We start from the raw sequence: 24637 nt of genomic DNA on the forward strand, positions 1-24637 counted from the left end.
GCACCGCCAACCAGTGCAATTGGTTTATGCCCTGCCGCCTGAAACCTCTTCAAGGTCAGCAACGGTACTAGACTGCCTATATGAAGGGAGTCTGCAGTGGGATCAAAACCGCAATACAGGGTTCGACTCTCCGACAAATGCTGCGTCAGTTCGCCGTCACCAGTCGCTTGATTAATTAATCCGCGACGGTCCAAGTCTTCTAGCAGTGTCATGTCGACCCCAGCCATGCTTTCCCCTCATATATAGGCTTGAAATTAGCGCCACCAAGCGGCGGCAAAATGCGCTGCAACATTACCGAAGTTTGCGGCAAATACAAGCGTGCAGCAGCCCAGCATCCGCACTAAAAACAAAATTCATGAGGAACCAAACCGTGCAAAGACGTGTCAATTATCTCGTGAACCAAGGCGGCTTTTTTGCTATAAAGCCCCTCCAATGCCTGTTTTTTAGACACTCAGTTTTTCAAGCGCAAATAACAACGACCGCCAGTACCATCCGCTAACGCCATGCAAAACCATCGTAAATCGAGTACAGGCCTCCGTATTGGCGGCTTACCCAAGCATTTTCCCCGCGTTCATGCGCTGACCGCTGGCATCGCAGCCTTTGTCCTTATGCTGGCCGTTCTGATTCCTTCACCGGAGATTTCCTCTAAGCGCACATCCCTACCCGTCAAACTTTCAGAGGTCACAAGCGGCGACAGCACTGAAGCCAAACCTGCTCTCACTTATACGCCGGCGGAAACGCCACTGCTTAACGTCAGTGTCGAGGCGGTCAAGTCGTTGAGCCTTGAAGTACGTAACGGGGATACCCTGTCAGACCTATTTCAACGTGCAAAAATCAGCGCCAAAGAGATGTACCAGCTTCTGGGTAGCGGCAAAGAGGCAAAACAGCTGGCACGTCTAACTCCGGGTGAAGAGCTGACCTTTCAAACAAATAATGATGGCCAGCTGCAGTCCCTGAAATTGCAGCGAGATCGACTCAATCAAATTGAGTTTACCCGCACAAATGCAGATAAGTTTGAACACGCACTGATAACTCGTGAGCCCGACAGCCATCCGGCTTACCGACAGGCCCAGATCGATAGTTCCCTATTCCTGGCCGGTAGCGATGCTGGGCTGAGTGACAGCCTGATAATGGAGATGGCGGATGTATTCAGCTCCGATATCGACTTTGCCCTCGATATTCGCAAGGGCGACAACTTTAGTGTGATGTTCGAAGAGTTGTTCCTGGATGGGGAGAAAATTGGCAACGGTCCTATCCTTGCGGTCAGTTTTACCAACCAAGGAAGAACTTTTAGCGCTGTGCGCTATGTGGATAACAGTGGTGATGCCAATTACTACACGCCTGAAGGCAAAAGTATGCGCAAGGCATTTATCCGCACACCACTGGACATAGTCCGCATCAGCTCTCACTTCAACCCGAGCCGCCTGCACCCAGTATTCAAGTCACGCCGACCTCATAATGGCACCGACTATGCCGCTCCAAGAGGCACCCCCGTTTACTCTACTGGCGATGGTCGGGTTATCGCGTCTGGCTATAGCAAGCCCAATGGCAACTACGTATTTATCCAGCACGGCGAACGGTATGTAACCCGCTATCTCCACCTGACCAAGCGCAAAGTCAAAAAGGGCCAGCGCGTTAAGCAGCGCCAGGTTATTGGCACTGTGGGGTCTACCGGTTATGCCACCGGCCCGCACTTGCACTACGAATTCCTGGTGGATGGCAGACATCGCAACCCCGCCACCATTGTGCGCAAATTGCCCAAGGCAAAGTCGGTACCGACTTCTGAGATGATCCGTTTTAAAAACCAGACCCAGCCACTTCTGGCGAAACTAGAAAACTTCCAGGGGCCGGCTCTGGCTCAACTGGATGAAGAAAGCCCCTAACAAGCGCCAACGAATATGCCCGATCTGTTTATCGGCCTGATGTCCGGCACCAGCGTTGACTCCATTGACGCGGTGCTGGTCGATTTTGGCGATGAAGAAAAAATAAACACCCGTATCCTGGCTGCGTTAGCCCACCCGATTCACAGCGGCCTGCGCGAGGCTATCCTCAGCCTCTGTGCCCCCGGCCCTTCAGAGTTGGATCGCGCCGGACAGTTAGACCGGCAACTGGGACAGGTTTTTGCCGAAGCCACCAATACCCTGCTAGCCCGAGCCGGTGTTGAGGGTCAGTCTGTTACCGCCATTGGCAGTCACGGCCAAACCGTACGCCACCGCCCCCCAGGCACAGTGACTTCTCCCTTTACTTTGCAACTCGGTGACCCCAACACCATCTCAGCACTGACGGGCATCTGCACCGTTGCGGATTTCCGTCGCCGGGATATCGCTCTCGGTGGTCAAGGAGCGCCTTTAATGCCGGCGTTTCACCAGGCCGCTTTCAAAACTGATGGAAGCCGTGCTGTGGTCAATATTGGGGGGATGGCCAATATCACTGAGCTGACGGCAGATGGCCAGGTTTACGGCTATGACACAGGTCCAGGTAATGCATTGCTCGACTACTGGGTGAACCTACACAAAAACCAGCCCTACGATAGAAATGGAGACTGGGCCGCGAGCGGTCGCGCCAATGCTGAACTTCTCAACCGCCTGCTTTCAGATCCCTATTTCTCCGCCGAGCCACCCAAGAGCACTGGCCGTGAAACTTTTAACCCCAGCTGGCTCGAACAGGCCTGCGCCGGTTTGGAAGTGGCGCCGGTAGATGTGCAGGCGACCCTGTCTGAAGTGACCGCAGCCAGTATCGCCGACGCCGTGCATAATTTTGCCGAAGGCGGCGAGCTGCTCACTTGCGGGGGCGGGGCAAAAAACAAGGACTTGGTTACACGATTACAGCGCCGCTTGCCCACCTGGTCTATTACTGACACGGGCAGTTACGGTATTGACGCAGACTGGCTCGAAGCCGTTGGATTTGCTTGGTTGGCCCGCCAGACATTGAGAGGGCTGCCCGGTAATTGCCCGGGAGTGACTGGCGCGCAGAAAGAGGCGGTTCTAGGGGCTATTTACCCGCCCTGATCAATAGGGCGGGTTAGGATTTCTCAAATAGAGAAAGAGGAGCCGCAGCCACAGGTAGCGGACGCATTGGGATTTTGTACTACGAAGCGCGACCCCGAAAGGCCTTCTTCGTAATCAACATTGGCGCCAACCAGGTAGGGGTAGCTCATCGCATCCACCAAGACCTGAATGCCATCCTTTTCTATGATGGCATCATCTTCGGCAACCAATTCATCAAAGGTAAAACCGTATTGGAAACCGGAACAGCCGCCTCCGGTCACGAACACCCTGAGTTTCAGCTCCGGGTTGCCCTCCTCTTCCAACAGGCTTTTTACCTTGGCCACAGCCTTGTCTGTGACCACGAGTGGCGCGGGAGAAAAGGATACAGCTTCTGACATAAGTCTCTCTCAACTCATCGGGACATTCACCGCTCGTATAAAAGTTATAACGAGTGCAGCCCCGGGGGCGTCATCTTGCTTAAACCCAGCAATTCAGTCAAGTATTAACCGGCAGGTGGGCCGGTACAACAAAGTACCAGCGCCAGCCAATACTACCCGGACTTAAGAGGCTTCAATGACAGTTTCATCTTCGGAATAGCCGAGCATATGGGGCTCACCCGCGCTACTCAAGTCGGCACTGGATACCAGGGCACCGTTTACCTGGGCACCTTTCAGCATCTCGATCAGCTTATAGTGTACATTGCCTTCTACCATTGCCTTGGAAGCGAGCTCCAGGTGGCGCGCAGCAAACACATCCCCTTTGACATTGCCATTGATCACTACCTGAGGCACACGAATTTCACCCTCAATGATGCCGCCATCCACAATTTGCAGGCGCGCATCACTATCACTGTGAGCGGTAACATTGCCACGCACCTTACCTTCGATGACCAGGTTGCCACGGAAGTGGATATCACCGCTGATCTCAGTCTGACGAGCGATCAAAGTCGTGTGGTTACTACCGGTATTGGCCATAGTTATCTGTTTCTCTTTTTTTCTTAACATAATCCCCAAAACCTCGTGCCTTTGGCACCTATGCTAACTTTCCTGTACTAACCAACCGTAGCGCTGCTCAATATTAAAGCCCTTGCGCCCAGAAGATTTAAGTGACAACTCCACACCTTCGGGCACAAACCCCTCCGGCAAGCGCAGCTCTCCCTCGATATTCTGAAAATATTTAAAACGCAGCTGAATCGACTCACTATTCACCTGCTCCGACAGTTCCTTCAGAGGGTAACTCTTCGGTTCCCCATCCTGACGGCCCACTACGGTAAATGTGGCCGTGCCTTTTACAACATCCCGACGCGCTGCGGACTGTTTGATCTGTAACTTGTACTGGTAACTTTTTGGATCGCCGGTCTGCGAGAGGATAAAGCGTCCAATGGACACCCCCTCACCCCCATCTTCAGGGGCCATGACGCCGCGATAGAAAGAAATTTCCTGCTTTAGCTCTGCGATCTGGCTCTCTTTCTGCACCAGTTCCGCACGTACCGACTCACTCGCCTGCTCACCGATAGTCAGCGACTGCTCTGCAGTGGCAACCCTCATTCGCAGGGATTCATTCTCACTCTGGAGCGCGGTAACACGATCGAGTACTTGAGTATGCTCCAGTGTCTTGCGATCGAGGCTCTGGCGCAGCTGATACTGTCCGGCAAAATAGGACCCGGCCGAGGTCACTAATACCAAAAAAACGACCCCCACTACGGCAATGACACCAGAGAAGGGTTTATGAGGCACCACTTTCATGCGGTACTGCTTGCTGCCTTTAACTTTGAGCACCATGAAATCTGCTAAGTCTTATCCGGGATTTATCGATTGTCGGGAAACACCCGATTCTAAGGCAGCAGTGCCGGGCTATCCAGGCCCAACGTCTCAGTTAAGCCAAACATAATATTCATATTCTGGATTGCCTGGGCGGACGCGCCTTTGGCCAGGTTATCAATGGCCGATAATACCAGTACCGTATCCCGCTCCTGGGGTTGCAATACCGAGATGCGGCACATATTGGTCCCTCTAACCGTACGAGTCTGAGGGTGGCTGCCCGCCGGCATCACATCTACAAAAGGCTCATTTTTATAGCGGTTTTCAAAGATCTGTTGAAGCTCATCGGCATCAACCTTCCCCACTGACCGAGCAAATAAAGTAGCGTGGATACCGCGAATCATGGGAAGTAAATGCGGTACAAAAGTCACCTGCGCGGGAGAGGATTCAGTGGCCTGCACTCGACGAAGCCCCTGTTCAATCTCGGGTAAATGACGGTGCCCGGCGGCAGAATATGCGCGGAAGTTGTCGCTATTCTCAGCCATAATCAAGTCGGTCTTACCCTGTCGCCCCGCTCCACTGATACCACTGGCCGCACTGGCGATCAGCTCACCAGGTTCTACCAGGCCCTTTTCCAAAAGCGGTATCCATCCCAATTGAATCGCGGTGGGATAACAGCCCGGGCAGGCTATCAACTGCGCATTGGCAATCTGTTCCCGATTAACTTCTGGCAAACCATAAACAGCGCTTTGAGCTAATTCCGGAGCGGCGTGGGCTTGGCCGTACCACTGCTCCCAGGTAGGTATATCTTTCAAACGGAAATCGGCGGACAAATCGATCACTCGAACTCCGCGTTCAATAAGTGCCGGTACTTGGGCCTGGGCAACGCCATGAGGTGTAGCGAAGAATACAACGTCACAATCCGCCAGCTGTTCGAGATCGGGGCTACAGAAAGACAGCTGCGAGTGCCCTCTCAGGCTAGGGAAAAGCTCGGCAACCGGGGTACCATTCAACGAACGGGAGGTGATTGCGGTAACTTCCGCTTGTGGATGTGTTGAGAGAAGCCGAAGTAATTCCACCCCTGTATAGCCGGTGCCCCCGACAATCGCTACTTTTATCACCTTGCTAAAATCTCCGGTATATCCGCCAACTGAGACGATAATCGTAAAACCAGACAGGCACTCTACCACAAGCCCCAGCATTTTAAGGATGTGCGGTGTCACAGCCCCCAAGGAACTCGCTAAAAAAGTCGTTTTCGCGTTATTTAGTTAGGCCTGGCAGCCTCGAAAATATACGCTTACAGCTTTCCTCCAAAGACGCGCTAGCGCCTTTGCTGGGGATGGCCCTGATCACCGGCATCCTGGCCGGAGGGGTAACTGTACTTTTTCGGCTGGCGATGGAGTGGCCGACCACGCTGTTTTTATCAATCCCACAAAATTACGAATCCCTTCCCCCATTCTGGCGCTTCGCATTGCCTGTCATCGGCTCTCTGGTAGTGGGATGTATCTATTTATTTCTAAATCCCAGACGCCGCCAGGTCGGAGTGGTCCATGTCCTGGACCGGCTCTACAACCACCAGGGGCAAATGCCAATGCAAAATGCCCTGCTACAGTTTTTTGCCGGCGCAATAATTTTAATTAGCGGCCACTCGGTGGGGCGGGAAGGCCCAGCTGTACACTTGGGAGCAGCCAGTGGCAGCTGGTTAGCTAGGGCGCTGAAGCTCCCCAATAATTCCGGTCGCAACCTACTGGGGTGTGGTGTAGCCGCAGCAATTGCGGCCTCCTTTAATACCCCGCTGGCGGGCGTGGTATTCGCGATGGAAGTCGTGATGCTCGAATATACTGTGGCAGGTTTTTTACCGATAATTCTCGCGGCTGTTGCCGGTAGCGCCATCACCCAGCTGACTTTCGGTAGCCAGCCGGACTTTAATGTACCCGCGATTCAACTCAATTCCCTTGCCGAGCTGCCGCTACTTTTTGTGTGCGCACTGGTTATTGGGGTTCTCGCCGGATTATTTATCCGCTCCCAGCGTATTTTAATTCCCCAGCAGCGTTACTCCCCACTTCTTCGATTTCTCTTGGTTGGCCTTATTACTGGCACCTTGGGTATCTGGGTACCGGAAATCCTGGGCGGTGGATATGACACTTTGCAGATGGCAATGCTGGGGGAGTTAGGGGTCGCGACACTCATTGCTATTGTCGCCGCGAAATTAGTCGCAACCGCTTTGGGGGCAGGGCTCGGAATTCCCGGTGGGGTAATAGGCCCCAGCCTGATTATCGGTGCCTGTATCGGTGGTATTGCCGGTGGCCTGGCTAACTTGTGGCTGGGTGAGCACACCGCGAGTCCAGGCTTTTATGCCATGGTGGGTATGGCGGCAATGATGGCTGCCATGCTCAATGCGCCTCTAGCTGCGCTACTCGCTATCTTGGAACTTACCTATAACCCACATATTTTATTCCCTGGAATGATGATGATCGTGGTGGCCACATTAGTAAGCCGCCAACTCTTTTCCACTATCGGTCTCTATCACGAAACGCTGCGAGCCCTGAATAAAGCGGGAATGCCAAGTTGGCGACAGCAAATGCTGAGCAGTGTCGGAGTTGCCAGCGAAATGAATCAGAGCTTTGTTGTGACTCCTAGGGAAATTACCCGCGCTGCAGCAACAGAATTAATTAATCAACACCCCGAGTGGATTCTTATCGATTTACCCAAGGAGCCGGCACCGCAACTACTGCGTGCAGCAGACTTGGCAACTTTTCTTCGCGGTGGTGCGAAAGAGGCGGCCGAGAGCGAAAAACAAGTTTCCTCCGCATCAGATAAATTACTAGACCCGGGAGAAATGATCGATTTATTGAGACTACCCGGCGAACGCAAACAGCTGGCGTCCCTAAGCTGGCGAGCGACAATGCTGGAGGCCTCGCAAAAGCTGGAGAGAAGTGGCGCGGATGGCCTATATGTCTGCCGTCATAAAAGCGGTTCGCTGGACAATCGCACGGCGGGCATTATTCTGCCGCTACAAATTAACAACTTTTACCGGAAGTAATTTTTCTTCCCGTTTCTTTTAAGGGGACTTTCAATGCTGTGGATCAAGGCTTTTCACATTATTGCGATGGTGTGCTGGTTTGCCGCACTTTTTTATCTGCCACGACTGTTTGTCTACCATGTCGATGCCACTGATGCCGTTAGTCGCGACCGCTTCTGTATTATGGAACGCCGCCTTTATCGCGGTATTGCCATTCCTTCCATGCTGGCCACCGTTGCCTTGGGCATTTGGCTCTACAGTTTGAACCCGGCCTACTACACCTCCGCCGGCTGGATGCACGCAAAACTGACTTTTGTTGTTCTCCTCCTGGGCTATCACCATATCTGTGGCGCCTATGTTCGCAAGTTTGCCCGGGGAACCGTTACCCGCAGCCGCCGCTACTTCCTAATATTTAATGAGTTCCCAGCAGTTGCACTTGTCGCCATCGTCATTTTGGTTGTCGTAAAGCCATTTTAATTTGGCGCGTATTCATTCCTTGTCAAAGGCGCTCAGCAACTAGAATTAGGCGCACAGCTAATGGCCGTCATGTAGAGCACTTATGGATACACCTCAGCCCGTTATTCTGACCGTTACTCACCACGACCCCAGCGGCAGCGCCGGAATTGCCGCAGATACTGAGACAGCGGTCAGTCTCGGCTGCCATGCGGCCTCGGCAGTTACCGCCATCAGCGTGTGTAACACCGGTGAATTGCTGGGTGTCGCCCCAGTCGACGACAGCCTGCTAATTGAACAAACCCGGGCCGTTTTGGAAGACATGCCTATCGCCGCGATCAAGGTCGGCTATCTGGGCTCCGTGGAGAATGTGCGCGCGCTTCACAGCGTACTCCACGACTACCCCGATATTCCCGTCGTTATCGACCCCGATGCCACACTGGCCGACAAAGAGAGCGTACTCGCCCCGCCTCTGTGGGAGGCTATGGTATCGCTGTTGTTGCCCAAGGCGACCATGGTGTGCCCCAACCGCAGGGAAGCTCGCGCCATGGCTGTGGAGGCCGATGTCCTCGACGCCATGGCCCAGGAAATCCTCGAATCCGGCTGTCGCTACCTGTTGCTGACTGGCGTGCCCCACGAGCAACAATTACAGAACCGGCTCTACGATGAGCGCGGCCTCATGCGAGAGTTCAAGTGGGAGCGCTTGCAGCCAGCGGCCTATGGCGTCTGCGGCACCCTCGCTACTGCCATTGCCTGCCATATCGCCCACGGGCTGACCATTATCGAAGCCGTTACCCGCAGTCAGCAATACGCTTGGAGTGCGATCAAAGACAGCCGGCGCCTGGGCATGGGAAGGCCGATTCCCAACCGGCTGTTCTGGTGCGAACGCTAAACCTGGAGCTGCTGACACAAATTTCGCCCCTGCCCCGATCAGTCTCACCGTCCCCATGACGGTGAGATCTTCTGTCTACACAGTCTGTGACCGGTCGTCGCCAATCTACACATTGTCCTCAGGCGCCACCCCCGCGATAATGCTCCCCAGGCCCTTTATGCAGAACCTGAATATAAGTTTATGAGTAAATCCGAGCAGCTCTTCGCAGAAGCACAGCAGTACATTCCCGGCGGCGTTAACTCTCCGGTACGGGCTTTTCGCGCAGTCGGCGGTACCCCGGTGTTTATCCGCCGTGCCGAAGGCGCTTACCTCTACGACGCAGACGAGAAACGCTACATCGACTACGTACAGTCCTGGGGCCCCATGGTGCTGGGCCACGCACACCCGGAAGTCATTGAAGCCGTGGTGGAACAGGCCCAATCGGGACTGAGCTTCGGTGCGCCAACCGAACTGGAAACCGAACTGGCCGAAGAACTCTGCCGCCTGTGGCCGAATATGGACCTGGTGCGCTTCGTCAATTCCGGTACCGAAGCCACCATGAGCGCGATTCGCCTGGCCCGTGGATTTACCGGGCGCGACAAGATTGTGAAGTTCGAGGGCTGCTACCACGGCCACTCCGACTCCCTGCTGGTTAAGGCCGGCTCCGGGGCTCTGACCATGGGTGTACCCTCCTCTCCCGGCGTTCCCGCCGCCCTGGCAGATCACACCATCACCTTGAGCTACAACGATGCTGATAGTGTGCGCAGCTGCTTCGAAGAGCTGGGCGATCAAATCGCCTGTATCATCGTCGAGCCTGTTGCCGGCAATATGAACTGCATTCCGCCGGTACCCGGCTTCCTGGAAACCCTGCGCGAAGTTTGCGACCAGCACGGTGCCCTGTTGATTCTCGATGAGGTGATGACCGGCTTCCGGGTGAGCTTGACCGGGGCCCAGGGCTTCTACGGTATCGAGGCGGATATCACCACCCTCGGCAAAGTCATCGGCGGCGGTATGCCCGTTGGCGCCTTTGGCGGTAAACGCGAGATCATGGAACAAATCGCACCCCTGGGTTCGGTTTACCAGGCGGGCACCCTGTCCGGTAACCCTGTGGCTATGGTCGCGGGCTTGGAAACCCTGCGTTTGGTGGAAGAACCCGCCTTCTACGAGCCTTTAATTGCCAAAACCGACCGTTTGGTAGAGGGCATCCTGGCGGCTGGTAAGGCCGCAGGTATCCCAATTACCGCCAATAAGGCCGGAACCATGTTCGGTTTCTTCTTCACCGAAGAACCTAAAGTAACTAACTATCAACAGGTAATGGCCTGCGATAACGAGCGCTTTAACCGTTTCTTCCACGGCATGCTGGAAGAAGGTGTCTACCTGGCACCGGCCTCCTATGAGGCAGGGTTTATGTCCGCAGCTCATACCGATGAGGATATTGAGGCCACAATCACTGCCGCTGAGCGCGTCTTCGCCCGCCTCGGCTAATTGCCCACCTCTCTCCAGCACCCGCAGCCTGCGGGTGCTGCTTCTATGCCCGTTTAACTTTACCCCCCCCCCTCCTATAAAGCCTCAGTCGCTTCACCGCAAAGTTATTGCGCTCAAAAAAACTAACAGCTAAAAATGTATACAAAATATAAAAGGTATACATTTTGAAAAACTCACCGTTTTCAGATACCAGCTTGTCCGCCATCAGCGCGGGCTTTGTCGCCGTGCTGGTGGGAGTAGCCAGTTCCGCCGCCATAGTCTTTGAAGCCGCACGTGCAGCTGGCGCAAGTGAAGTAATGATCGCCTCCTGGATTGGCGCCCTGGGCCTGGGGATGGGCATTACCTGTATTGCCTTCTCTTGGTATTACCGCGCCCCGGTAATCACTGCCTGGTCGACTCCAGGTGCTGCACTTTTGGCCACCAGTTTAAGTGGCATCCCCATTGCTGAGGCGATTGGTGCTTTTGCGTTTAGCGCCCTGTTAACACTCCTCGTGGGCTTGTCCGGAGCCTTTGAGCGGGTAGCGCGAATGGTGCCGGCACCGATTGCCAGCGCTATGCTCGCAGGCATACTTCTGCAATTTGGTCTCTCAGTATTTACTTCTCTGCAGGCGCAACCGCTATTGGTCGGCATCATGTTACTGACCTATCTAGTCGGGCGCCGTTGGGCGCCTCGCTATGCCATTATCTTGGTACTAGCGGCTGGAGTGGCGACTTGCTGGAAGTTGCAACTCATTGCATCGGCCCAGATCGGCTGGCAAGCGGCACACCCTGTTTGGGTCACGCCAGAATTCCGCCTCTCCACTTTAATTGGCATTGGCCTTCCTCTTTTTATCGTCACTATGACCTCTCAGAACCTGCCCGGAGCGGCAACCCTGGCCGCCAGTGGCTACAGTAGAGTGCCTATATCTCCTGTTATTAGCGGCACCGGCCTCACCTCTTTATTGCTGACACCGTTTGGTGGCTTTGCATTTAATCTGGCAGCTATTACCGCTGCTATTTGCACCGGCCCGGAAGCCCATCCCAACCCCGATAAACGCTATACCGCCGGCATTGCCGCCGGTATTTTTTATCTGCTGGTGGGCCTCTGCGGCGCTAGCGTTGTGGCATTATTCAGCGCCTTTCCCCAGGCACTGATTGCCGGCCTCGCCGGCTTGGCACTGCTTGGCGTCATTGGTAGCAGCCTGGCTGGCGCAACAGCCGAGGCCGACAGTCGCGAAGCCGGAATTATCACTTTTCTGATCAGTGCTTCCGGTATCAGCCTCTTTGGCATTAGCTCTGCCTTTTGGGGGCTGCTGGGAGGGCTGGTGTGTTACTGGTTTTTCAAGCGCAGGAATTAATAAACATCGATGGGCCTCTACGAAAAAATTAAGTCGGACTTGCAGCATGGGCGCTTCGCCGCCGGCCAAGTGCTAAAACAAGTCAAGCTGGCCGAACTTTACTCAGTGAGCCGTATTCCGGTTAGGGACGCTCTACAAAGATTGAAAAATGAGGGCTGGTTAACCGGACACGGCAAGCGCGGCGTCGCAGTGCCGCAGTTTGATCCTATTGAAGTGGAAGACCTCTACCTGATGCGCATGCGCTTGGAACCGCTGCTGCAATCCCTGGCACTGGAAAGCCTTAATGGAGAGATCCTGGGGCGGGCCAGAGATATTCTGGAATCCATGCAAGCCAAACCTGAACTCTCCGCCGAACAGATCGGAAAAATGAATTGGGAGTTCCATGCCTGTATTTACCGGGCAGCTGCAAGACCCACGCTATTTAGTACCGTCGAGCAACTGCACCGGCAATGTGAGCGCTATATCGGTTACCAATCCCACGGTCTGAATTACCAGGACACCAGTCAGGACGAGCACTTTGCAATACTCAATGCACTCCAAGAGGGAAACGGGGACCAAGCCGCCGCACTGCTGGCAAAACATATAGAAGCCGCCGGCAAACTATTGGTAAGGCACTTACATCAGCCCCATTTTTAAACCGCTTTCCCTCAGCAATCGAAAATCACCCTCTGCGGCAATTTGATATGATGGCTGCCAATTGCGGCTGCGGGGTTTCTGCGGCCCTATGGATAGCCGGAGTAATTTCCCGATGAGCCAAAGTTTCGGCCGTGGTGCCTACCCCAACACTCGCCTGCGTCGCCTGCGTGCAAAGGATTTTTCCCGTCGACTGGTGCGGGAAACCCAGTTGAGCAGTGACGACTTGATCCTGCCACTGTTTGTTATTGAGGGGCGTAACGAAACCCAAAAAGTAGCCTCAATGCCGGGTGTTGAACGCCTGAGCGTAGACCTGCTGGCCAAGAAAGCGAAGACAGTTCGAGAGTTGGGAATCCCCGCCATAGCCCTGTTTCCGGTAGTCGACCCGTCGGCAAAGTCCGACTGCGCCAGTGCCGCCCACGATGCCGATGGCTTGGCACAAAGGGCTGTTCGCGAGCTGAAAAATGCGGTACCGGAATTGGGAGTTATCACCGATGTAGCCCTGGACCCCTTTACCAGCCACGGCCAGGACGGGCTGATGGACCACAGCGGTTATATCGTCAACGACGAAACCGTTGAGGTATTGGTACAGCAGGCCCTGTCACACGCTGCGGCCGGTGCCGATATGGTAGCCCCCTCGGATATGATGGATGGCCGTATCGGAGCCATTCGCGATGCTCTCGAAGGCGCGGGCCACAGCAATACCTTGATTATGTCCTACGCCGCTAAATATGCCTCCGCTTACTACGGTCCTTTCCGCGATGCAGTGGGCTCTGCCGGGAACTTGAAAGGTGGCAATAAAGCGAGCTACCAAATGGACCCCGCCAATACCGATGAGGCATTGCACGAGTGCGCCCTGGATCTGCAAGAGGGCGCGGATATGGTGATGGTGAAACCCGGTATGCCCTACCTGGATATAGTGCGTCGGGTAAAAGAAGAATTGCGGGTTCCCACTTTCGCCTATCAGGTAAGTGGGGAGTATGCGATGCACTGCGCCGCCTTTGAAAATGGCTGGCTGAAGCGAGAGGCGGTTATTCTGGAGTCCTTACTGGCCTTTAAGCGCGCCGGTGCCGACGGCATCCTCACCTATTTCGCCGAAGAAGCCGCACAGTTGCTGCAAGACTGATAGCCGGCGATAAAGCGCGCGATTCAATCGCGCGCTACCTTCCCTAGGGCCACTGATCTTCCAGGTCAGGCCCCACTGGCTGGGCTTCCTCTACCGGTACGCTGTGAGCCCTCCCGCCAAAAGTATTATCTCTTGGCAGCTCCAGGGGCTCCTCTTCATAATCGGAGCCATACTCGGGATCTACACCAAACTCTTCCGCATCGTCACCTCGAAGTTGCTCCTGCAATTGTTGGCGGCGCTGATCGCGCATCTGCTGCTCACTGGTATCCACCCCCCAACCGGGACTCATCTCCTTTCTGGGAGCCGCTTCGTCGCGACCATTGCCGAATAGATTGCGGAACCAGCGCCAGCGATTCTGCCCCCGACATTCCGGCGCCGGTTGCAGCTGGCTTTCGTAGGAGAAAGGAATCTCATAACCACCGCGACAGTAATCCGGGTCCATAAACTGCCCCCGGGAGTTCACTGACTTAAGCTCCACTCCTCGGGGCATCTCTGCCGGTCCGTGTTGATGGGGCAGCTTGCGCATAATCTCCGTCCAGATCGGCAGTGCGCCGGTAGAGCCAGTTAGGCGCGTGCGCTCATTGTCGTCGCGCCCGAGCCAGACTACGGCGGTTACTTCCGGGGAGAAGCCCGCAAACCAACTATCGCGGTTATTGTTAGTGGTTCCGGTTTTCCCGGCAAAGGCGATGCTACTTGGCAAGCGCTTGGCGGAGCGGCGTCCGGTACCCTCACGCATGGCCTGCTCCAGCCCCCAGCGCAACAGGTAAGCTGGAACGGGGTCGACACCGCGATTAGCCTTGCGGCGGAAGTGCTGTACACGGCCGCCCTGGGCATCGGATACCGCCAGCAGTGTGCGCGGCTGTACCGTCTCACCATTGTTCGCAATGGTCTGATACATACCGGCAACTTCGAACGGGCTCATCTCCACAGCACCAAGCAACATCGCCGGCACTCGGGGGAGCCTGGATTCAACACCCAGGCGGCGAATCGTCTGGCGTACATTCTGCAGGCCGAGATCCAATCCCAAATGAGCCGTCGCCAGGTTATAGGACTTGGCCAGGGCGATATAAAGCGGTATCTGTCCGTGAGCGCGCTTATCGAAGTTCTGCGGCATCCATACATCGCCATCCGCCTCTTCAATTCTCACCGGGGCGTCATCGATCAGGGTGGCCAGGTTGTACTCTTCCGGTCGCTCTAGAGCAGTGAGAAACACAGCCGGCTTAATCAGGGAGCCCACCTGGCGGCGGGCTTCCAGCGCCCGGTTGAAGCCTGGGTAGTCCGGGTTCCGATCTCCCACCATGGCCAGCACATTACCGTTGCGATTATCCAACAATACTGTCGCGGCCTGGAGTGAATTGGCTTTGATCCCTCGGTCTTTCTCCAGCTGGCTAACGCCCTGACTGATGGACTCCTCCGCCAACTTCTGCACCGAAGGGGCCAAGGTGGTGTAAACCCGTAAACCCGAAGTGCGCAATTCCTCGTAGGAATAGTAGGGACGCAATTCAATCAACAGCCGCTCAGTAAAGGCCGGGTAAGGATTCTGCGCACCGACACCACCCTTGACCACCCCCAGAGGCTTGGCGGAATACTTCTGGAACTCCTCCTGAGTAATCAGCCCCTGCTCCAGCATCAATTCCAGCACGGTATTGCGCCTTTGCAGTGCTCTCTCGGGATTGCGCCAGGGGTTGTAGTAAGACGCACCTTTCGCCAGCCCCACCAACAGCGCTACCTGATGGGGTTCCAAGGTATCCAGGGGCTGCTGGAAATAGAATTCGGAGGCCAACCCAAAGCCATAAATACCTCTGGCACCCTGCTGACCCAGCCACACTTCATTGATGTATTCCTGCAGGATATAGCGCTTGTCGTAGTGCACCTCCATCAGGATGGCCATCAGGGCCTCGTTGAATTTACGCCTTAGGCTGGGCTTATGGTCAAAAAAGATATTTTTGACCAACTGCTGGGTAATTGTGGAGCCACCCTGTACCAATCGTCCGGCTTTTGCGTTGGCCACCATGGCCCGGGCAATACCGCGAGGGGAAACACCAAAGTGATTGAGGAAGTCCTGATCCTCAACAGCAATCAGGGTATTGGCTACCAAGGGAGGAATATCATCGAAACGCACTGGATTGCGGTCATCGCCTCCCCCTAGTAGAGAGCCGATATTAGCTGCGTCCAGGCGGAATTCTGCCAGGCTTCGGCCATTGTCATCACGCAGGCCGCTAATTTGATCATTGCGCAGACGGAAGGAGACCACTGCAGCAGGCTGGCGGCCATTGGCATGGATAAAGTCCCGGCGCCAGACCTTGTAATTCATTCCGTCCTGAACCCAGGAGCCAGGCTCACTCAGAGTGCCCTGCTTGCGGTAATTCAAGGCAGCAAATTCGGACTCCAACTCATCCGGATGCATTGCCATACCCTCGCGCAGCACCAGCGGGCGAGCGTAGACTCGGGCGGGGAGTTGGTATTGACGGCTATCCAGTCGCTCGCGCAGTTGCACATCCAGGTAAGCCATATACGCTGCCAGCGCCAGGGAGCCCACCAGGGCTAAAAGCACTAGCAGCTTGAGCCAGCGATATCGTCGTTTGGGCTTTGACGCTCTGACGCGCCGGCGTTTCGTTGATGCCATATGAGGATTCAGTCCCGCTGCCAACTCAGTACATCAAGCGACTCATGAGACCTAACCAGCCCCAATCGAAGAGTCGAAGGCAGGGTACCAGCAGGTGGCAGCTCCGCTGGTATCTTGCTGCCAGTGCCTTTCAGCACTGGCGGGCCCACTCAATTAGCGGGCTAAAATCCAGGCTTGGCAGTATCTATCACCTGGCGGTTTACGTGAAGGTGCTATTTACACCTGTGCGAGGATTGACCGCAGCAACCGCCTATAAGTTCACCAAGATGTAACAAGCGCCTATGTGAGGGTTTGCTGTCGCCAGCCCTCCCCAATGCCTTGCACTTGGCAAAATCACGTCCATAATGCGGCGGAAATGTAGACAATAAGCCCGAATAGGAATGATATGCAGCAATACGATCTCTACGGCATAGGTGCCGCCCTACTCGATACAGAAATCGAAGTGTCGGACCAGGATTTGAGCAGCCTTGGCGTGGAAAAGGGAATCATGACCCTGGTAGATGATGCCCGTCAGCAACAACTGGTAGACGACCTTCAAAACCATATGGTCACTGCCAAATTGGCCTGCGGTGGCTCCGGTGCCAATACAGTCATTGCTGCCAGCTATTTCGGTCTCCGCACCTTCTATTCGTGCAAAGTTGCCGCTGACGAGAATGGTGATTTCTACAGAAACAACCTGAACAGCGCCGGGGTCGACTACCCCGAAACACTGAAGCAAGCTGATGAGGGCACTACCGGCAAATGCCTGGTGCTTATCACCCCGGATGCCGAACGCAGTATGAACACCTATCTGGGAATGAGTGAACAGCTCTCAGTCGCTGAGCTGGATAGCGATGCACTGTCCGCCTCCAAGTGGGCCTATATCGAAGGCTACCTAGTTTCCTCTGAAACGGGCCGTGCCGCAGCGATCAAGCTTCGCGAAGAAGCCGAAGCCCACGGAGTTAAAACCGCTCTCAGCCTGTCTGACCCGGCTATGGTTCAGTTCTTCGGCGAAGGGCTGCGGGAAATGATTGGCGGCGGTGTGGATATGCTGTTCTGCAACCGGGATGAGGCTCTGGGCTTTACCGGTACCGACTCTGTGGAGGGCGCCGTTGAAGCGCTGCGCGATTACTGCCGCAGTTTCGCGATTACCCTGGGCGCCGATGGCGCATTGCTATGGGACGGCAACGACGTTCACCGCATAGAGAGTCCCGAAGTCCGCGCCATCGATACCAACGGCGCAGGCGATATGTTTGCCGGTGCTTTCCTCTACGGTATCAACCGCGAAATGAGTTTTACCGAAGCCGGCGAACTCGCTTGCCGCGCTGCCGCCCAGGTAGTGAGCCAATACGGCCCGCGACTAGAGGCCGAGCAGCACTCCGAATTACTCGCACCGGTTGTTTAATAGCAATTGCCTAATAGCAGTTATCTATAGACACATGATTTCCAGGGGGCCCTAAGGCTTGGGCCCTCTGGAATGGTGGAGCATCCCCGGGTAGCTATCCAGCTCCGGCAGCCCCGTCGCTGCGGAAATACCGAACCCCTGGGCATAGTCCACTCCCATCTGGCTCAACTTTTCCATTAACTCCGGGCTCTCTACATACTCGGCGATAGTGCTGATACCCATTCTCTTCGCCAAGTGATCAATAGTGCTCACCATTGCGCTATCAATTTCATCCTCAAGCATATTCCGCACAAAGCTTCCGTCGATTTTAAGAAAATCTACCGGCAGCTGACGCAGATAAGCCAGGGAGGAAACACCGCGACCAAAGTCATCCAGGGCAAAGCTGCAACCGGCGGCTCTCAGCTTGTGGATAAATATCAGGGCTCGTTCAAGATTATTGATGGCGCTGGTTTCTGTAATTTCAAATTGAACCCGCGAGGGCGTTACACCGGCATCGGACAGAGACTGCAACACAAAATCAGCAAAGGTCTCATCCCCCAGGCTGATGCCGGAAATATTGACCGCATAATTAATTCCGCCCATCCCCAGGCGCTGCTCCTGGGCCATATAGTCAAAGACCCGGCGAATTACCCAACGGTCCACTTCCTCGATCAAGCCGTAGCGCTCTGCGGCTGGCAAAAACAGCCCCGGTGAAATCACTCCACCATCACGGCCGCGCATCCGCACCAGGATTTCATAGTGGTGGACATTGCGGTCCCCCTTTAGTGAAACCACTGGCTGCCGGTACAACATCAGGCGGTCTTCCCGCAAAGCCGCGTGAATTTCCGCAACCCAGGTGGTCTCGCGACGCTTCTCTAATACCTTGCGGGAGTCGCCAAATAGCTTAACGCGATTTCTGCCCTGCTCCCGGGCACTGCAACAGGCATCATTGGCCGACGCCAGTAACTGACTGGCACTGGGGGTAAAGTGATCGACACCAACAACACCAATCGACACCGCGACCCGGTTGTCATTCCCCTCCCAGAAAAAACTGAAGTTCTGTACAGAGTCGCGCAGCCGAGCCACCACACGACCACCCTCTTCCAGGGTGCAGTCGCGCAGTAGTATCGCAAACTCATCACTGCCCACTCGGGCAAATAGATCATCGCTGGAGAGGCAGCGCTTGATTAACTCCACCAACTGAACCAACAACTGGTCCCCGGCAACAAAGCCCAGGGTGTCGTTAATAACTTTGAATTGATAAACATCCAGGTAGAGCAATACATGGTGCTGGCGTTTATCGATACAGAGGCTGAGTTGGCTTTGCAGCTCACTCTCAAAGAATTGTCGGTTGGGCAGTCGGGTTAAGGCGTCGTGGCTGCTCTGCCACATAAGGCGGGTGGAAACCCGGCGCGCGGCAGAGGTATCCCGCAGCACCAAAACATAATTTTTTAGCACCCCCATATCCCAAAGAGCCATTACCTGCACGGTCACTTCAAGCGGGACATGCTCTTCCCCTGGGCGCTCAATACAGGCATTAAACTCTCTGGTTCTAGGTACTTCACCCAGGTCACTGGATGCCGGCAGTATCGGCTCTATCGCATCGCCCCGGTTATTGCACAGGCGCAAACCTTCGCTGAGTGGCTGGCCGGGCAGCAGTCCAACCAGGTCCCCAGTCATTTCGTTGACCAGGGGGTTGGTGTAAACCACCGTGCCGGCAGCATCGGTGACAATGACACCATCGGCAACTTCACCGAGAGCCGCCTCCGCCGCCTGTAAACTGATCTGCTCACAGGGGCGCAGCCCCTCTTCCAACTGGGCGAGGGGGCCGAGGTAACTTGCCGCCTCTGGATTAAACAGCGTCACGGGAAAACTCACTCAAAACACAACAGAGCAAAGCGCAAACCTTTCCCAGTAGCGGGGAGGTGCCTTGCGACAGGCCATAACCGAAAAAGGTTACCGACATCATCGCCCACGATCGCCGATTTTATTCAATTATCCAGCCTCCCAGCCGAGTTTTTTCTACAAATGTATAAATTGCACATTCACAGATTGCTGCGCAAGAAATTTTTTAATTTCTCGTCTTCAAATACTCGTTGTAGAGTTGTGCTGAGCAGTCCATTCACACGGCTTTGGACTTCTTCACGGCTGGGCTTAACCAGGTTCCGATCTTTGCCGGAAGCGCTGTAAGTGCCGAAATAAGTGCGAGGACCAATTTTCACTTCCAGGTGAATTTCAGCAGAGGTGTCAATCTCGGTGGTATAAACCGTATTTGGACTGTTGTAGGTGAGTTTTACCAATTTTGCGATCACCTGAACTTCCGGCGCGCTATCGGTAATTCGGAATGACCAATTTGAAAAACCCTCACGCAATCCCGCCGCAATAGCCTCACCAGCGTCATTGCCAATACTTACCTGAGCAGTATCCGCATAAACACCCCCCAATGATCCCAAGCCGCCAGAGGGCAGTTCATTAACTCCCATCACACTCATACTAAAGCCTTCGCCTATCGCTTCAGGAGCGACCTGAACCTGAGGCTGCAGCCAAATTTGCAGCGGGCTGTGAGCACAAGCGCTGAGTAGCAGCGCACCGGCAAAAACCAATAACTTCTTCATGTTTAATTCCCCCTCACTTCAAAAAAACTGCCAATTCAGCCATGGTGATGGTGGTGGTGCTCCCCCTCATCACTCATCCGAACTATTGGCACAAGAATATCTACACTGCTGCCATCGGCAAAAAGCAGTCGCAACGGCAACTCTTCCCCCGCCTGCAAGCGCAGACCTTTAATCATTAAGTGAACTCCACCGGGAGCCATATCTACACTTGCCCCGGCGGCAATCGTCAGCTGATCCAGCGGGCGCATCCGGTTTATTCCGTTCTCCGATATTGTGGTATGCAGGTCTGCCGAAGCCTGTTCAACACCCGGCAGCTCCACACCTGTAAGTACCTGACTCGAATCACTAGTATTGTGCAGCGACACAAAGGCAGCGCTCATCGAAGGCCCGGGAGGTGTTTCCCGGGCATACCCCTCCGCCGTAATTCCTATGGAATAGGCGCCTTTAGACACAAGGAGTGCGGTGATTAAAAAGGCAAATGCCAATACTTTTTTCATGGTGCCCCTCCGCTGGGCTTAATCAGAATCAGTTTCGCCGGATTCCCGACTTTGATATCTCCACGCACCCGATACCCGGGTACAGCCTCGCGCAGTTGCTGATAAACCCAACGGCCCTCAGCATCAGTGCGCGCTACGATAATGACGCGCAGCTGCTCGCTGCGAATCCTGCCCGCTACTCGCTGCAACTGTTCCACCAGCCCGGCAGACCTTGCTGCAAGTTCACCGGCTGGCAGACCTATCACCTCCCCTTGCGGTAAATCGAGCTGCGCTCTCCCCCGCTCGCGGACCAACTGTGTACGCACTTCAGCCACCAGCGGATTGGCCGGGGCCAACATCTCGGCCCGTTTCAACAGGGTATTCACCTCCCCAAAATCCCTGCGACGCAGGGCGTCCCGCGCCCGCTCAACATAGGTGACCACAATGGTTTGAATACCGGTTTCTGCCTTGCTGTTATCCGGTTGCAGTTGCAATACACGCAGGTAATAGTCGTAGGCACTGGCGCCGGCAGGCTGGGTTAGATGCCCTTTGCGTAGCGCCTGTTCCGCACGACTCAAAAAAAAGGAAATATTGTTGCGCCGAACCTGGTCTTGGGATGGCGTCTTTTTAGGAGCGGGAGGAGGGACAACCGTTTTAGGTGCGGGCTTATTGGATGAGCAGGCCCCCAGGCAAAATGCCAGTAGCAGTAAAACCCCAAGGCTGTGAAGGCGTTCAAATGACGGCAAAACAATCCCCTATTGTTGTTTTTTTGTACCACTGGCGTCGCTATACTGCTGCGGCGACTGAACCCCCGTCTGGTGCAGCAGTCTGAACTATGCGCCCGACTATAATGAATTTTTTCATCTATGGCTGTGATGACCAAAAGTTTCCGAAAAAATTTCCTCGTTCTGCTGACAATCCTGCTGGCCATAACCAGCATTGGAGCTGCAGCGCAGAATTCCGATAACCCTTTTGCCTCGCTGAGCAGCGCCCAGGAAAACTCTTTCCTGCCGGTCGATGAAGCTTATCAGCAAGATCTGCTCTTTGATGCCAACGGCCTCAGTGCACTCTTCCAGATTGCCCCAGAGTACTACCTCTATCGCGAAAAACTGGCGCTGTACAGAGTCGATAATGGTGAAAAAACTCCCATCCCCCTGAACCTGCCAACCGGTGAAGTCATTTGGGACGACTATTTCGAGAAAGAGACTGAGGTCTACCGAGGCCAGCTCGAATTTGCCCTGGATATCCCTGAAACCAGCGGTTCCACCCAACTGGAGCTCCACTATCAAGGCTGCGCAGATGCTGGCCTTTGCTATCCACCTCAGACCCGATACTACAGTGTGGATTTTGCCAGTCAGGATATAGAACCGCAGGACAGCGCCTTAATTACAGGCGCGCCCACTCCGCCAGCGAGTGCTGGCGGTGCCGCAGGCAGTAGCAATGTCACCTTATCACTGGCGCTGTTTCTCGCATTTGCCGGTGGCCTGATCCTGAACCTGATGCCCTGTGTCTTCCCAGTACTGTCGATTAAGTTACTGGCAGTGAGCCAGGCGGCACAAAATGCAAGCCAAAGGCACCACCACGGCTGGGCTTATACACTGGGCGTAGTTTTGAGCTTTGTGGCTATCGCCGCTGTGATGCTCGCCCTTCGCGCCGGCGGAGAGGCTGTCGGCTGGGGCTTCCAGCTTCAATCCCCCTGGTTGGTGGCAGCACTCGCCTACCTGTTTTTTATCATGGGGTTGAGTCTGTCCGGAATGACCGAACTCGGCAGTAAACTGATGGGTATTGGCGGCAACCTGAATAAACGTCAGGGGTTGTCGGGCTCTGTGGCATCCGGCGCGCTGGCAACCCTGGTGGCCAGCCCCTGTACTGCGCCGCTGATGGGCTCCGCACTGGGGTTTGCTGTTACGCAGCCCGCGCTAATTGCGCTAAGTGTTTTTGCCGCCCTTGGCGCCGGTATGGCGGCCCCCTTCCTGTTGTTGACCTATATCCCCGCTCTGGCGGAAAAGCTGCCCAAACCCGGCCCCTGGATGGATCGCCTAAAGCAGTTGTTGGCATTCCCGATGTATCTCACTGCGGTATGGCTACTGTGGGTTCTGGGCCGACAAGCCGGGGGGGATGGAGTTGCCCTGGTACTGGCTGGTGCTGTAGCCATTGCATTTGCCCTGTGGCTTTGGCCGCGTCCGCAATGGCACTGGCTGCGCGGTTCCCTGGCCCTGGCCTCCCTGGCCTTAGCGGTTTTTCTACTTCCGCAACTGAAAACCATCAATCAGTCTGAACAATTGTCCAGCAGCGATTACTGGGAGCCCTATTCGGCAGAGAGACTGGAGACTGCGCGCAGTGAGGGGCGTGCAGTTCTGGCCAATATGACGGCGGCCTGGTGCATCACCTGCCTGATGAATGAGAAAGCTGTGCTGTCGAGCACTGAGGTCAGTGATGCTTTGGAGCGCCTCAACGTGGTCGCGCTAAAAGGCGATTGGACCAACCAGGACCCGCGAATCAGTGAATTATTGGCCAAATACGGGCGTACCAGTGTGCCGCTGTATCTCCTCTATCCCGCCGATGGGGGCGACGCAAAAATACTGCCGCAAATACTTTCTCAAGATGATTTACTACAGGAATTGGAGAACGCTGTGGACTCCCCTTTGAGCACTGGGGTGACTCAGTAAAGTTTTTGGCGCCTTTGTAGCCAATAACCCAAGGTAAACAGGCCACAGCCCGGATATTTTGAACTAATTTTTTGCCCAATATCGCCGAACTGCTGCTAACTTCGATAAACTCCGAGTCTGGCATGGACAGGGAGTCACTTTTGCGGCAGACTCGGTTAATGAGTTCGGGCAGCTAGGCCGAAATTTCGAGTTTGCCCGCAAGATAGCCAATTTTAACCCTCTTTATATGGGTTTTCGGCAACTTTCTTCAGGGCGAATTATGGCTAAACTTCTTCTCCTTCACGGCCCCAACCTAAATCTTTTAGGCAGTCGCGAACCGCACATCTACGGGTCTACCACCCTGGCGGATATCAATGAAGCCGCCGAGCGCCAGTGCGACGCCGCCGGCCACGAACTGGAAGTCCTGCAGAGCAATAGTGAATCAGCCCTGCTCGAACGAATCCACTTGGCGGCGACCAGTGGGGTCGACTTTATCGTGATCAATCCCGCTGCGTTGACCCACACCAGTGTCGCCTTGCGCGATGCCCTGGCAGCCGTTGCCATCCCGTTTATTGAGCTTCACCTGTCCAATCCCCACGCCAGGGAAGCTTTCCGACACCATTCCTATCTTTCAGATCTGGCCTGCGGCGTAATCTGTGGCTTTGGCGCCAACAGCTACACCCTGGCTCTACAGGCAGCCATCCATCAACTGGATGCCACACCTGCACAACAATGAATCAAACTGCGAGTAAATAACTATGGATATCCGCAAAATTAAAAAATTGATTGAGCTGCTCGAAGAATCGGATATCGGCGAGCTGGAAATCAAAGAAGGCGAAGAGTCCGTGCGCATTAGTCGCGGCGTCAGCAGCGCAGCCCAACCCGTTGCACCGATTTACAGCGCGCCTCCCGCACCGGTTGCCGCCCCCGCTGCTCCGGCGCCCAGCGCTCCTGCTGCCCCAGCTGAAAAAGAGTCCAAGCCGGCTATCAGCGGGCACGCGGTGAAGTCCCCAATGGTAGGCACCTATTACGCTGCCCCCAGTCCTGGCGCCGAGGCCTTCGTGAAGGTGGGCCAGCAGGTCAAAGTTGGCGATGTTGTGTGCATCGTCGAAGCGATGAAAATGATGAACCAGATCGAAGCCGACAAGGCCGGCACCATTGAGTCGATCCTGCTGGAAGACGGCCAACCGGTTGAGTTTGACCAGCCCCTCGTGACCATCGTCTGAGTGGGGTAA

General features: G+C 55.0%; 23 protein-coding genes (1 of these 23 running past the window's edge). 13 read left to right on the forward strand and 10 right to left on the reverse strand.

Going from position 1 to position 24637, the window contains the following annotated elements:
• Positions 1–227, reverse strand: the 5' end (the start) of a protein-coding gene (tyrS, locus tag ACYX4J_RS19175) for a tyrosine--tRNA ligase (protein WP_476177320.1). It extends 1078 nt beyond the left edge of the window; the window shows 227 of its 1305 coding nt (coding positions 1–227); it begins with the start codon at positions 225–227; the stop codon falls past the left edge of the window.
• 276 nt (positions 228–503) lie between these two features.
• Here tyrS and ACYX4J_RS19180 point away from each other — a divergent pair, with 276 nt between their 5' ends.
• Together ACYX4J_RS19180 and ACYX4J_RS19185 are read left to right on the forward strand one after the other, a co-directional pair.
• Positions 504–1883 (forward strand): OapA family protein, encoded by a 1380-nt coding sequence (locus ACYX4J_RS19180; RefSeq protein WP_444892708.1) that lies wholly within the window; start codon positions 504–506, stop codon positions 1881–1883.
• Positions 1884–1898: 15 nt separating this feature from the next.
• Positions 1899–3008, forward strand: coding sequence for an anhydro-N-acetylmuramic acid kinase (locus tag ACYX4J_RS19185; RefSeq protein WP_444892707.1), 1110 nt, complete (start codon positions 1899–1901; stop codon positions 3006–3008).
• Between the two features lie 23 nt (positions 3009–3031).
• Here the strand turns inward: ACYX4J_RS19185 and erpA are convergent, their stop codons facing one another.
• The 4 genes from erpA to argC form a co-directional block, all read right to left on the reverse strand.
• Complete coding sequence (erpA, locus tag ACYX4J_RS19190; RefSeq protein ID WP_108731633.1) at positions 3032–3385, reverse strand: iron-sulfur cluster insertion protein ErpA; 354 nt, start codon at positions 3383–3385, stop codon at positions 3032–3034.
• A gap of 162 nt (positions 3386–3547) precedes the next feature.
• A complete protein-coding gene (locus ACYX4J_RS19195) occupies positions 3548–3991 on the reverse strand; it encodes a bactofilin family protein (RefSeq protein ID WP_282934417.1) in 444 nt (147 codons plus the stop codon).
• A 33-nt stretch (positions 3992–4024) separates the two neighbouring features.
• On the reverse strand, positions 4025–4768 hold the full coding sequence (locus ACYX4J_RS19200; RefSeq protein WP_282934418.1) for a DUF6776 family protein: 744 nt from the start codon (positions 4766–4768) through the stop codon (positions 4025–4027).
• 53 nt (positions 4769–4821) lie between these two features.
• Positions 4822–5868: an N-acetyl-gamma-glutamyl-phosphate reductase gene (argC, locus tag ACYX4J_RS19205; RefSeq protein WP_282934591.1), complete on the reverse strand. Its 1047-nt coding sequence runs from the start codon at positions 5866–5868 to the stop codon at positions 4822–4824.
• 95 nt (positions 5869–5963) lie between these two features.
• On the opposite strand from argC, the gene ACYX4J_RS19210 reads away from it, so the two are divergent.
• The 7 genes from ACYX4J_RS19210 to hemB all read left to right on the forward strand — a co-directional run bounded on the left by ACYX4J_RS19210 (position 5964) and on the right by hemB (position 13674).
• Positions 5964–7790: a chloride channel protein gene (locus tag ACYX4J_RS19210; RefSeq protein WP_476177321.1), complete on the forward strand. Its 1827-nt coding sequence runs from the start codon at positions 5964–5966 to the stop codon at positions 7788–7790.
• Positions 7791–7823: 33 nt separating this feature from the next.
• A complete protein-coding gene (gene hemJ, locus ACYX4J_RS19215; protein ID WP_282934420.1) occupies positions 7824–8246 on the forward strand; it encodes a protoporphyrinogen oxidase HemJ in 423 nt (140 codons plus the stop codon).
• Between the two features lie 82 nt (positions 8247–8328).
• Positions 8329–9114, forward strand: a complete 786-nt coding sequence (gene thiD / locus ACYX4J_RS19220) for a bifunctional hydroxymethylpyrimidine kinase/phosphomethylpyrimidine kinase (RefSeq protein WP_282934421.1) — start codon at positions 8329–8331, stop codon at positions 9112–9114.
• A 180-nt stretch (positions 9115–9294) separates the two neighbouring features.
• Entirely contained in the window at positions 9295–10578 is a 1284-nt protein-coding gene (gene hemL, locus ACYX4J_RS19225) for a glutamate-1-semialdehyde 2,1-aminomutase (protein ID WP_476177322.1), read from the forward strand.
• Positions 10579–10742: 164 nt separating this feature from the next.
• Positions 10743–11915: a benzoate/H(+) symporter BenE family transporter gene (locus ACYX4J_RS19230; RefSeq protein WP_475708845.1), complete on the forward strand. Its 1173-nt coding sequence runs from the start codon at positions 10743–10745 to the stop codon at positions 11913–11915.
• A 9-nt stretch (positions 11916–11924) separates the two neighbouring features.
• Complete coding sequence (locus tag ACYX4J_RS19235; RefSeq protein WP_476177323.1) at positions 11925–12551, forward strand: GntR family transcriptional regulator; 627 nt, start codon at positions 11925–11927, stop codon at positions 12549–12551.
• Positions 12552–12663: 112 nt separating this feature from the next.
• Positions 12664–13674: a porphobilinogen synthase gene (hemB, locus tag ACYX4J_RS19240; protein ID WP_444892703.1), complete on the forward strand. Its 1011-nt coding sequence runs from the start codon at positions 12664–12666 to the stop codon at positions 13672–13674.
• Positions 13675–13717: 43 nt separating this feature from the next.
• Here the strand turns inward: hemB and mrcB are convergent, their stop codons facing one another.
• A complete protein-coding gene (gene mrcB / locus ACYX4J_RS19245) occupies positions 13718–16300 on the reverse strand; it encodes a penicillin-binding protein 1B (RefSeq protein WP_476177324.1) in 2583 nt (860 codons plus the stop codon).
• Positions 16301–16685: 385 nt separating this feature from the next.
• Here mrcB and ACYX4J_RS19250 point away from each other — a divergent pair, with 385 nt between their 5' ends.
• Positions 16686–17684 carry an adenosine kinase gene (locus ACYX4J_RS19250; protein WP_413664263.1) on the forward strand — a complete coding sequence of 333 codons (999 nt, stop codon included), beginning with the start codon at positions 16686–16688 and terminating at the stop codon, positions 17682–17684.
• A gap of 51 nt (positions 17685–17735) precedes the next feature.
• On the opposite strand, the gene ACYX4J_RS19255 is transcribed toward ACYX4J_RS19250, so the two are convergent.
• From ACYX4J_RS19255 to ACYX4J_RS19270, 4 genes are all read right to left on the reverse strand, one after another.
• Complete coding sequence (locus tag ACYX4J_RS19255; protein WP_444959263.1) at positions 17736–19529, reverse strand: putative bifunctional diguanylate cyclase/phosphodiesterase; 1794 nt, start codon at positions 19527–19529, stop codon at positions 17736–17738.
• 179 nt (positions 19530–19708) lie between these two features.
• Positions 19709–20278: a YajG family lipoprotein gene (locus ACYX4J_RS19260; protein WP_444914843.1), complete on the reverse strand. Its 570-nt coding sequence runs from the start codon at positions 20276–20278 to the stop codon at positions 19709–19711.
• A 35-nt stretch (positions 20279–20313) separates the two neighbouring features.
• A complete protein-coding gene (locus ACYX4J_RS19265) occupies positions 20314–20775 on the reverse strand; it encodes a copper chaperone PCu(A)C (protein ID WP_445363110.1) in 462 nt (153 codons plus the stop codon).
• Entirely contained in the window at positions 20772–21500 is a 729-nt protein-coding gene (locus ACYX4J_RS19270) for an N-acetylglucosaminyltransferase (protein ID WP_476177325.1), read from the reverse strand. The genes ACYX4J_RS19265 and ACYX4J_RS19270 overlap by 4 nt, the downstream gene beginning before the upstream one ends.
• A gap of 129 nt (positions 21501–21629) precedes the next feature.
• On the opposite strand from ACYX4J_RS19270, the gene ACYX4J_RS19275 reads away from it, so the two are divergent.
• The 3 genes from ACYX4J_RS19275 (at position 21630) to accB (ending at position 24628) form a co-directional block, all read left to right on the forward strand.
• The gene (locus ACYX4J_RS19275; RefSeq protein ID WP_476177326.1) at positions 21630–23423 is read left to right on the forward strand and encodes a protein-disulfide reductase DsbD family protein; all 1794 of its coding nucleotides are present in this window, start codon (positions 21630–21632) and stop codon (positions 23421–23423) included.
• Positions 23424–23682: 259 nt separating this feature from the next.
• A complete protein-coding gene (gene aroQ / locus ACYX4J_RS19280; RefSeq protein WP_444934795.1) occupies positions 23683–24138 on the forward strand; it encodes a type II 3-dehydroquinate dehydratase in 456 nt (151 codons plus the stop codon).
• Between the two features lie 22 nt (positions 24139–24160).
• Positions 24161–24628, forward strand: coding sequence for an acetyl-CoA carboxylase biotin carboxyl carrier protein (accB, locus tag ACYX4J_RS19285; RefSeq protein WP_282934436.1), 468 nt, complete (start codon positions 24161–24163; stop codon positions 24626–24628).
• Positions 24629–24637 lie beyond the last annotated feature (9 nt).

It is taken from the genome of Microbulbifer sp. ABM4_008, from assembly GCF_056311705.1.

Excerpts from the sequence above, each read along its gene's own strand:
- ACYX4J_RS19180 (WP_444892708.1), top strand. The coding sequence starts at position 504 with ATGCAAAACCATCGTAAATCGAGTACAGGCCTCCGTATTGGCGGCTTA.
- ACYX4J_RS19185 (WP_444892707.1), top strand. The coding sequence starts at position 1,899 with ATGCCCGATCTGTTTATCGGCCTGATGTCCGGCACCAGCGTTGACTCC.
- erpA (WP_108731633.1), bottom strand. The coding sequence starts at position 3,385 with ATGTCAGAAGCTGTATCCTTTTCTCCCGCGCCACTCGTGGTCACAGAC.
- ACYX4J_RS19195 (WP_282934417.1), bottom strand. The coding sequence starts at position 3,991 with ATGTTAAGAAAAAAAGAGAAACAGATAACTATGGCCAATACCGGTAGT.
- ACYX4J_RS19200 (WP_282934418.1), bottom strand. The coding sequence starts at position 4,768 with ATGGTGCTCAAAGTTAAAGGCAGCAAGCAGTACCGCATGAAAGTGGTG.
- hemJ (WP_282934420.1), top strand. The coding sequence starts at position 7,824 with ATGCTGTGGATCAAGGCTTTTCACATTATTGCGATGGTGTGCTGGTTT.
- thiD (WP_282934421.1), top strand. The coding sequence starts at position 8,329 with ATGGATACACCTCAGCCCGTTATTCTGACCGTTACTCACCACGACCCC.
- hemL (WP_476177322.1), top strand. The coding sequence starts at position 9,295 with ATGAGTAAATCCGAGCAGCTCTTCGCAGAAGCACAGCAGTACATTCCC.
- ACYX4J_RS19235 (WP_476177323.1), top strand. The coding sequence starts at position 11,925 with ATGGGCCTCTACGAAAAAATTAAGTCGGACTTGCAGCATGGGCGCTTC.
- hemB (WP_444892703.1), top strand. The coding sequence starts at position 12,664 with ATGAGCCAAAGTTTCGGCCGTGGTGCCTACCCCAACACTCGCCTGCGT.
- mrcB (WP_476177324.1), bottom strand. The coding sequence starts at position 16,300 with ATGGCATCAACGAAACGCCGGCGCGTCAGAGCGTCAAAGCCCAAACGA.
- ACYX4J_RS19250 (WP_413664263.1), top strand. The coding sequence starts at position 16,686 with ATGCAGCAATACGATCTCTACGGCATAGGTGCCGCCCTACTCGATACA.
- ACYX4J_RS19260 (WP_444914843.1), bottom strand. The coding sequence starts at position 20,278 with ATGAAGAAGTTATTGGTTTTTGCCGGTGCGCTGCTACTCAGCGCTTGT.
- ACYX4J_RS19265 (WP_445363110.1), bottom strand. The coding sequence starts at position 20,775 with ATGAAAAAAGTATTGGCATTTGCCTTTTTAATCACCGCACTCCTTGTG.
- ACYX4J_RS19275 (WP_476177326.1), top strand. The coding sequence starts at position 21,630 with ATGACCAAAAGTTTCCGAAAAAATTTCCTCGTTCTGCTGACAATCCTG.
- aroQ (WP_444934795.1), top strand. The coding sequence starts at position 23,683 with ATGGCTAAACTTCTTCTCCTTCACGGCCCCAACCTAAATCTTTTAGGC.
- accB (WP_282934436.1), top strand. The coding sequence starts at position 24,161 with ATGGATATCCGCAAAATTAAAAAATTGATTGAGCTGCTCGAAGAATCG.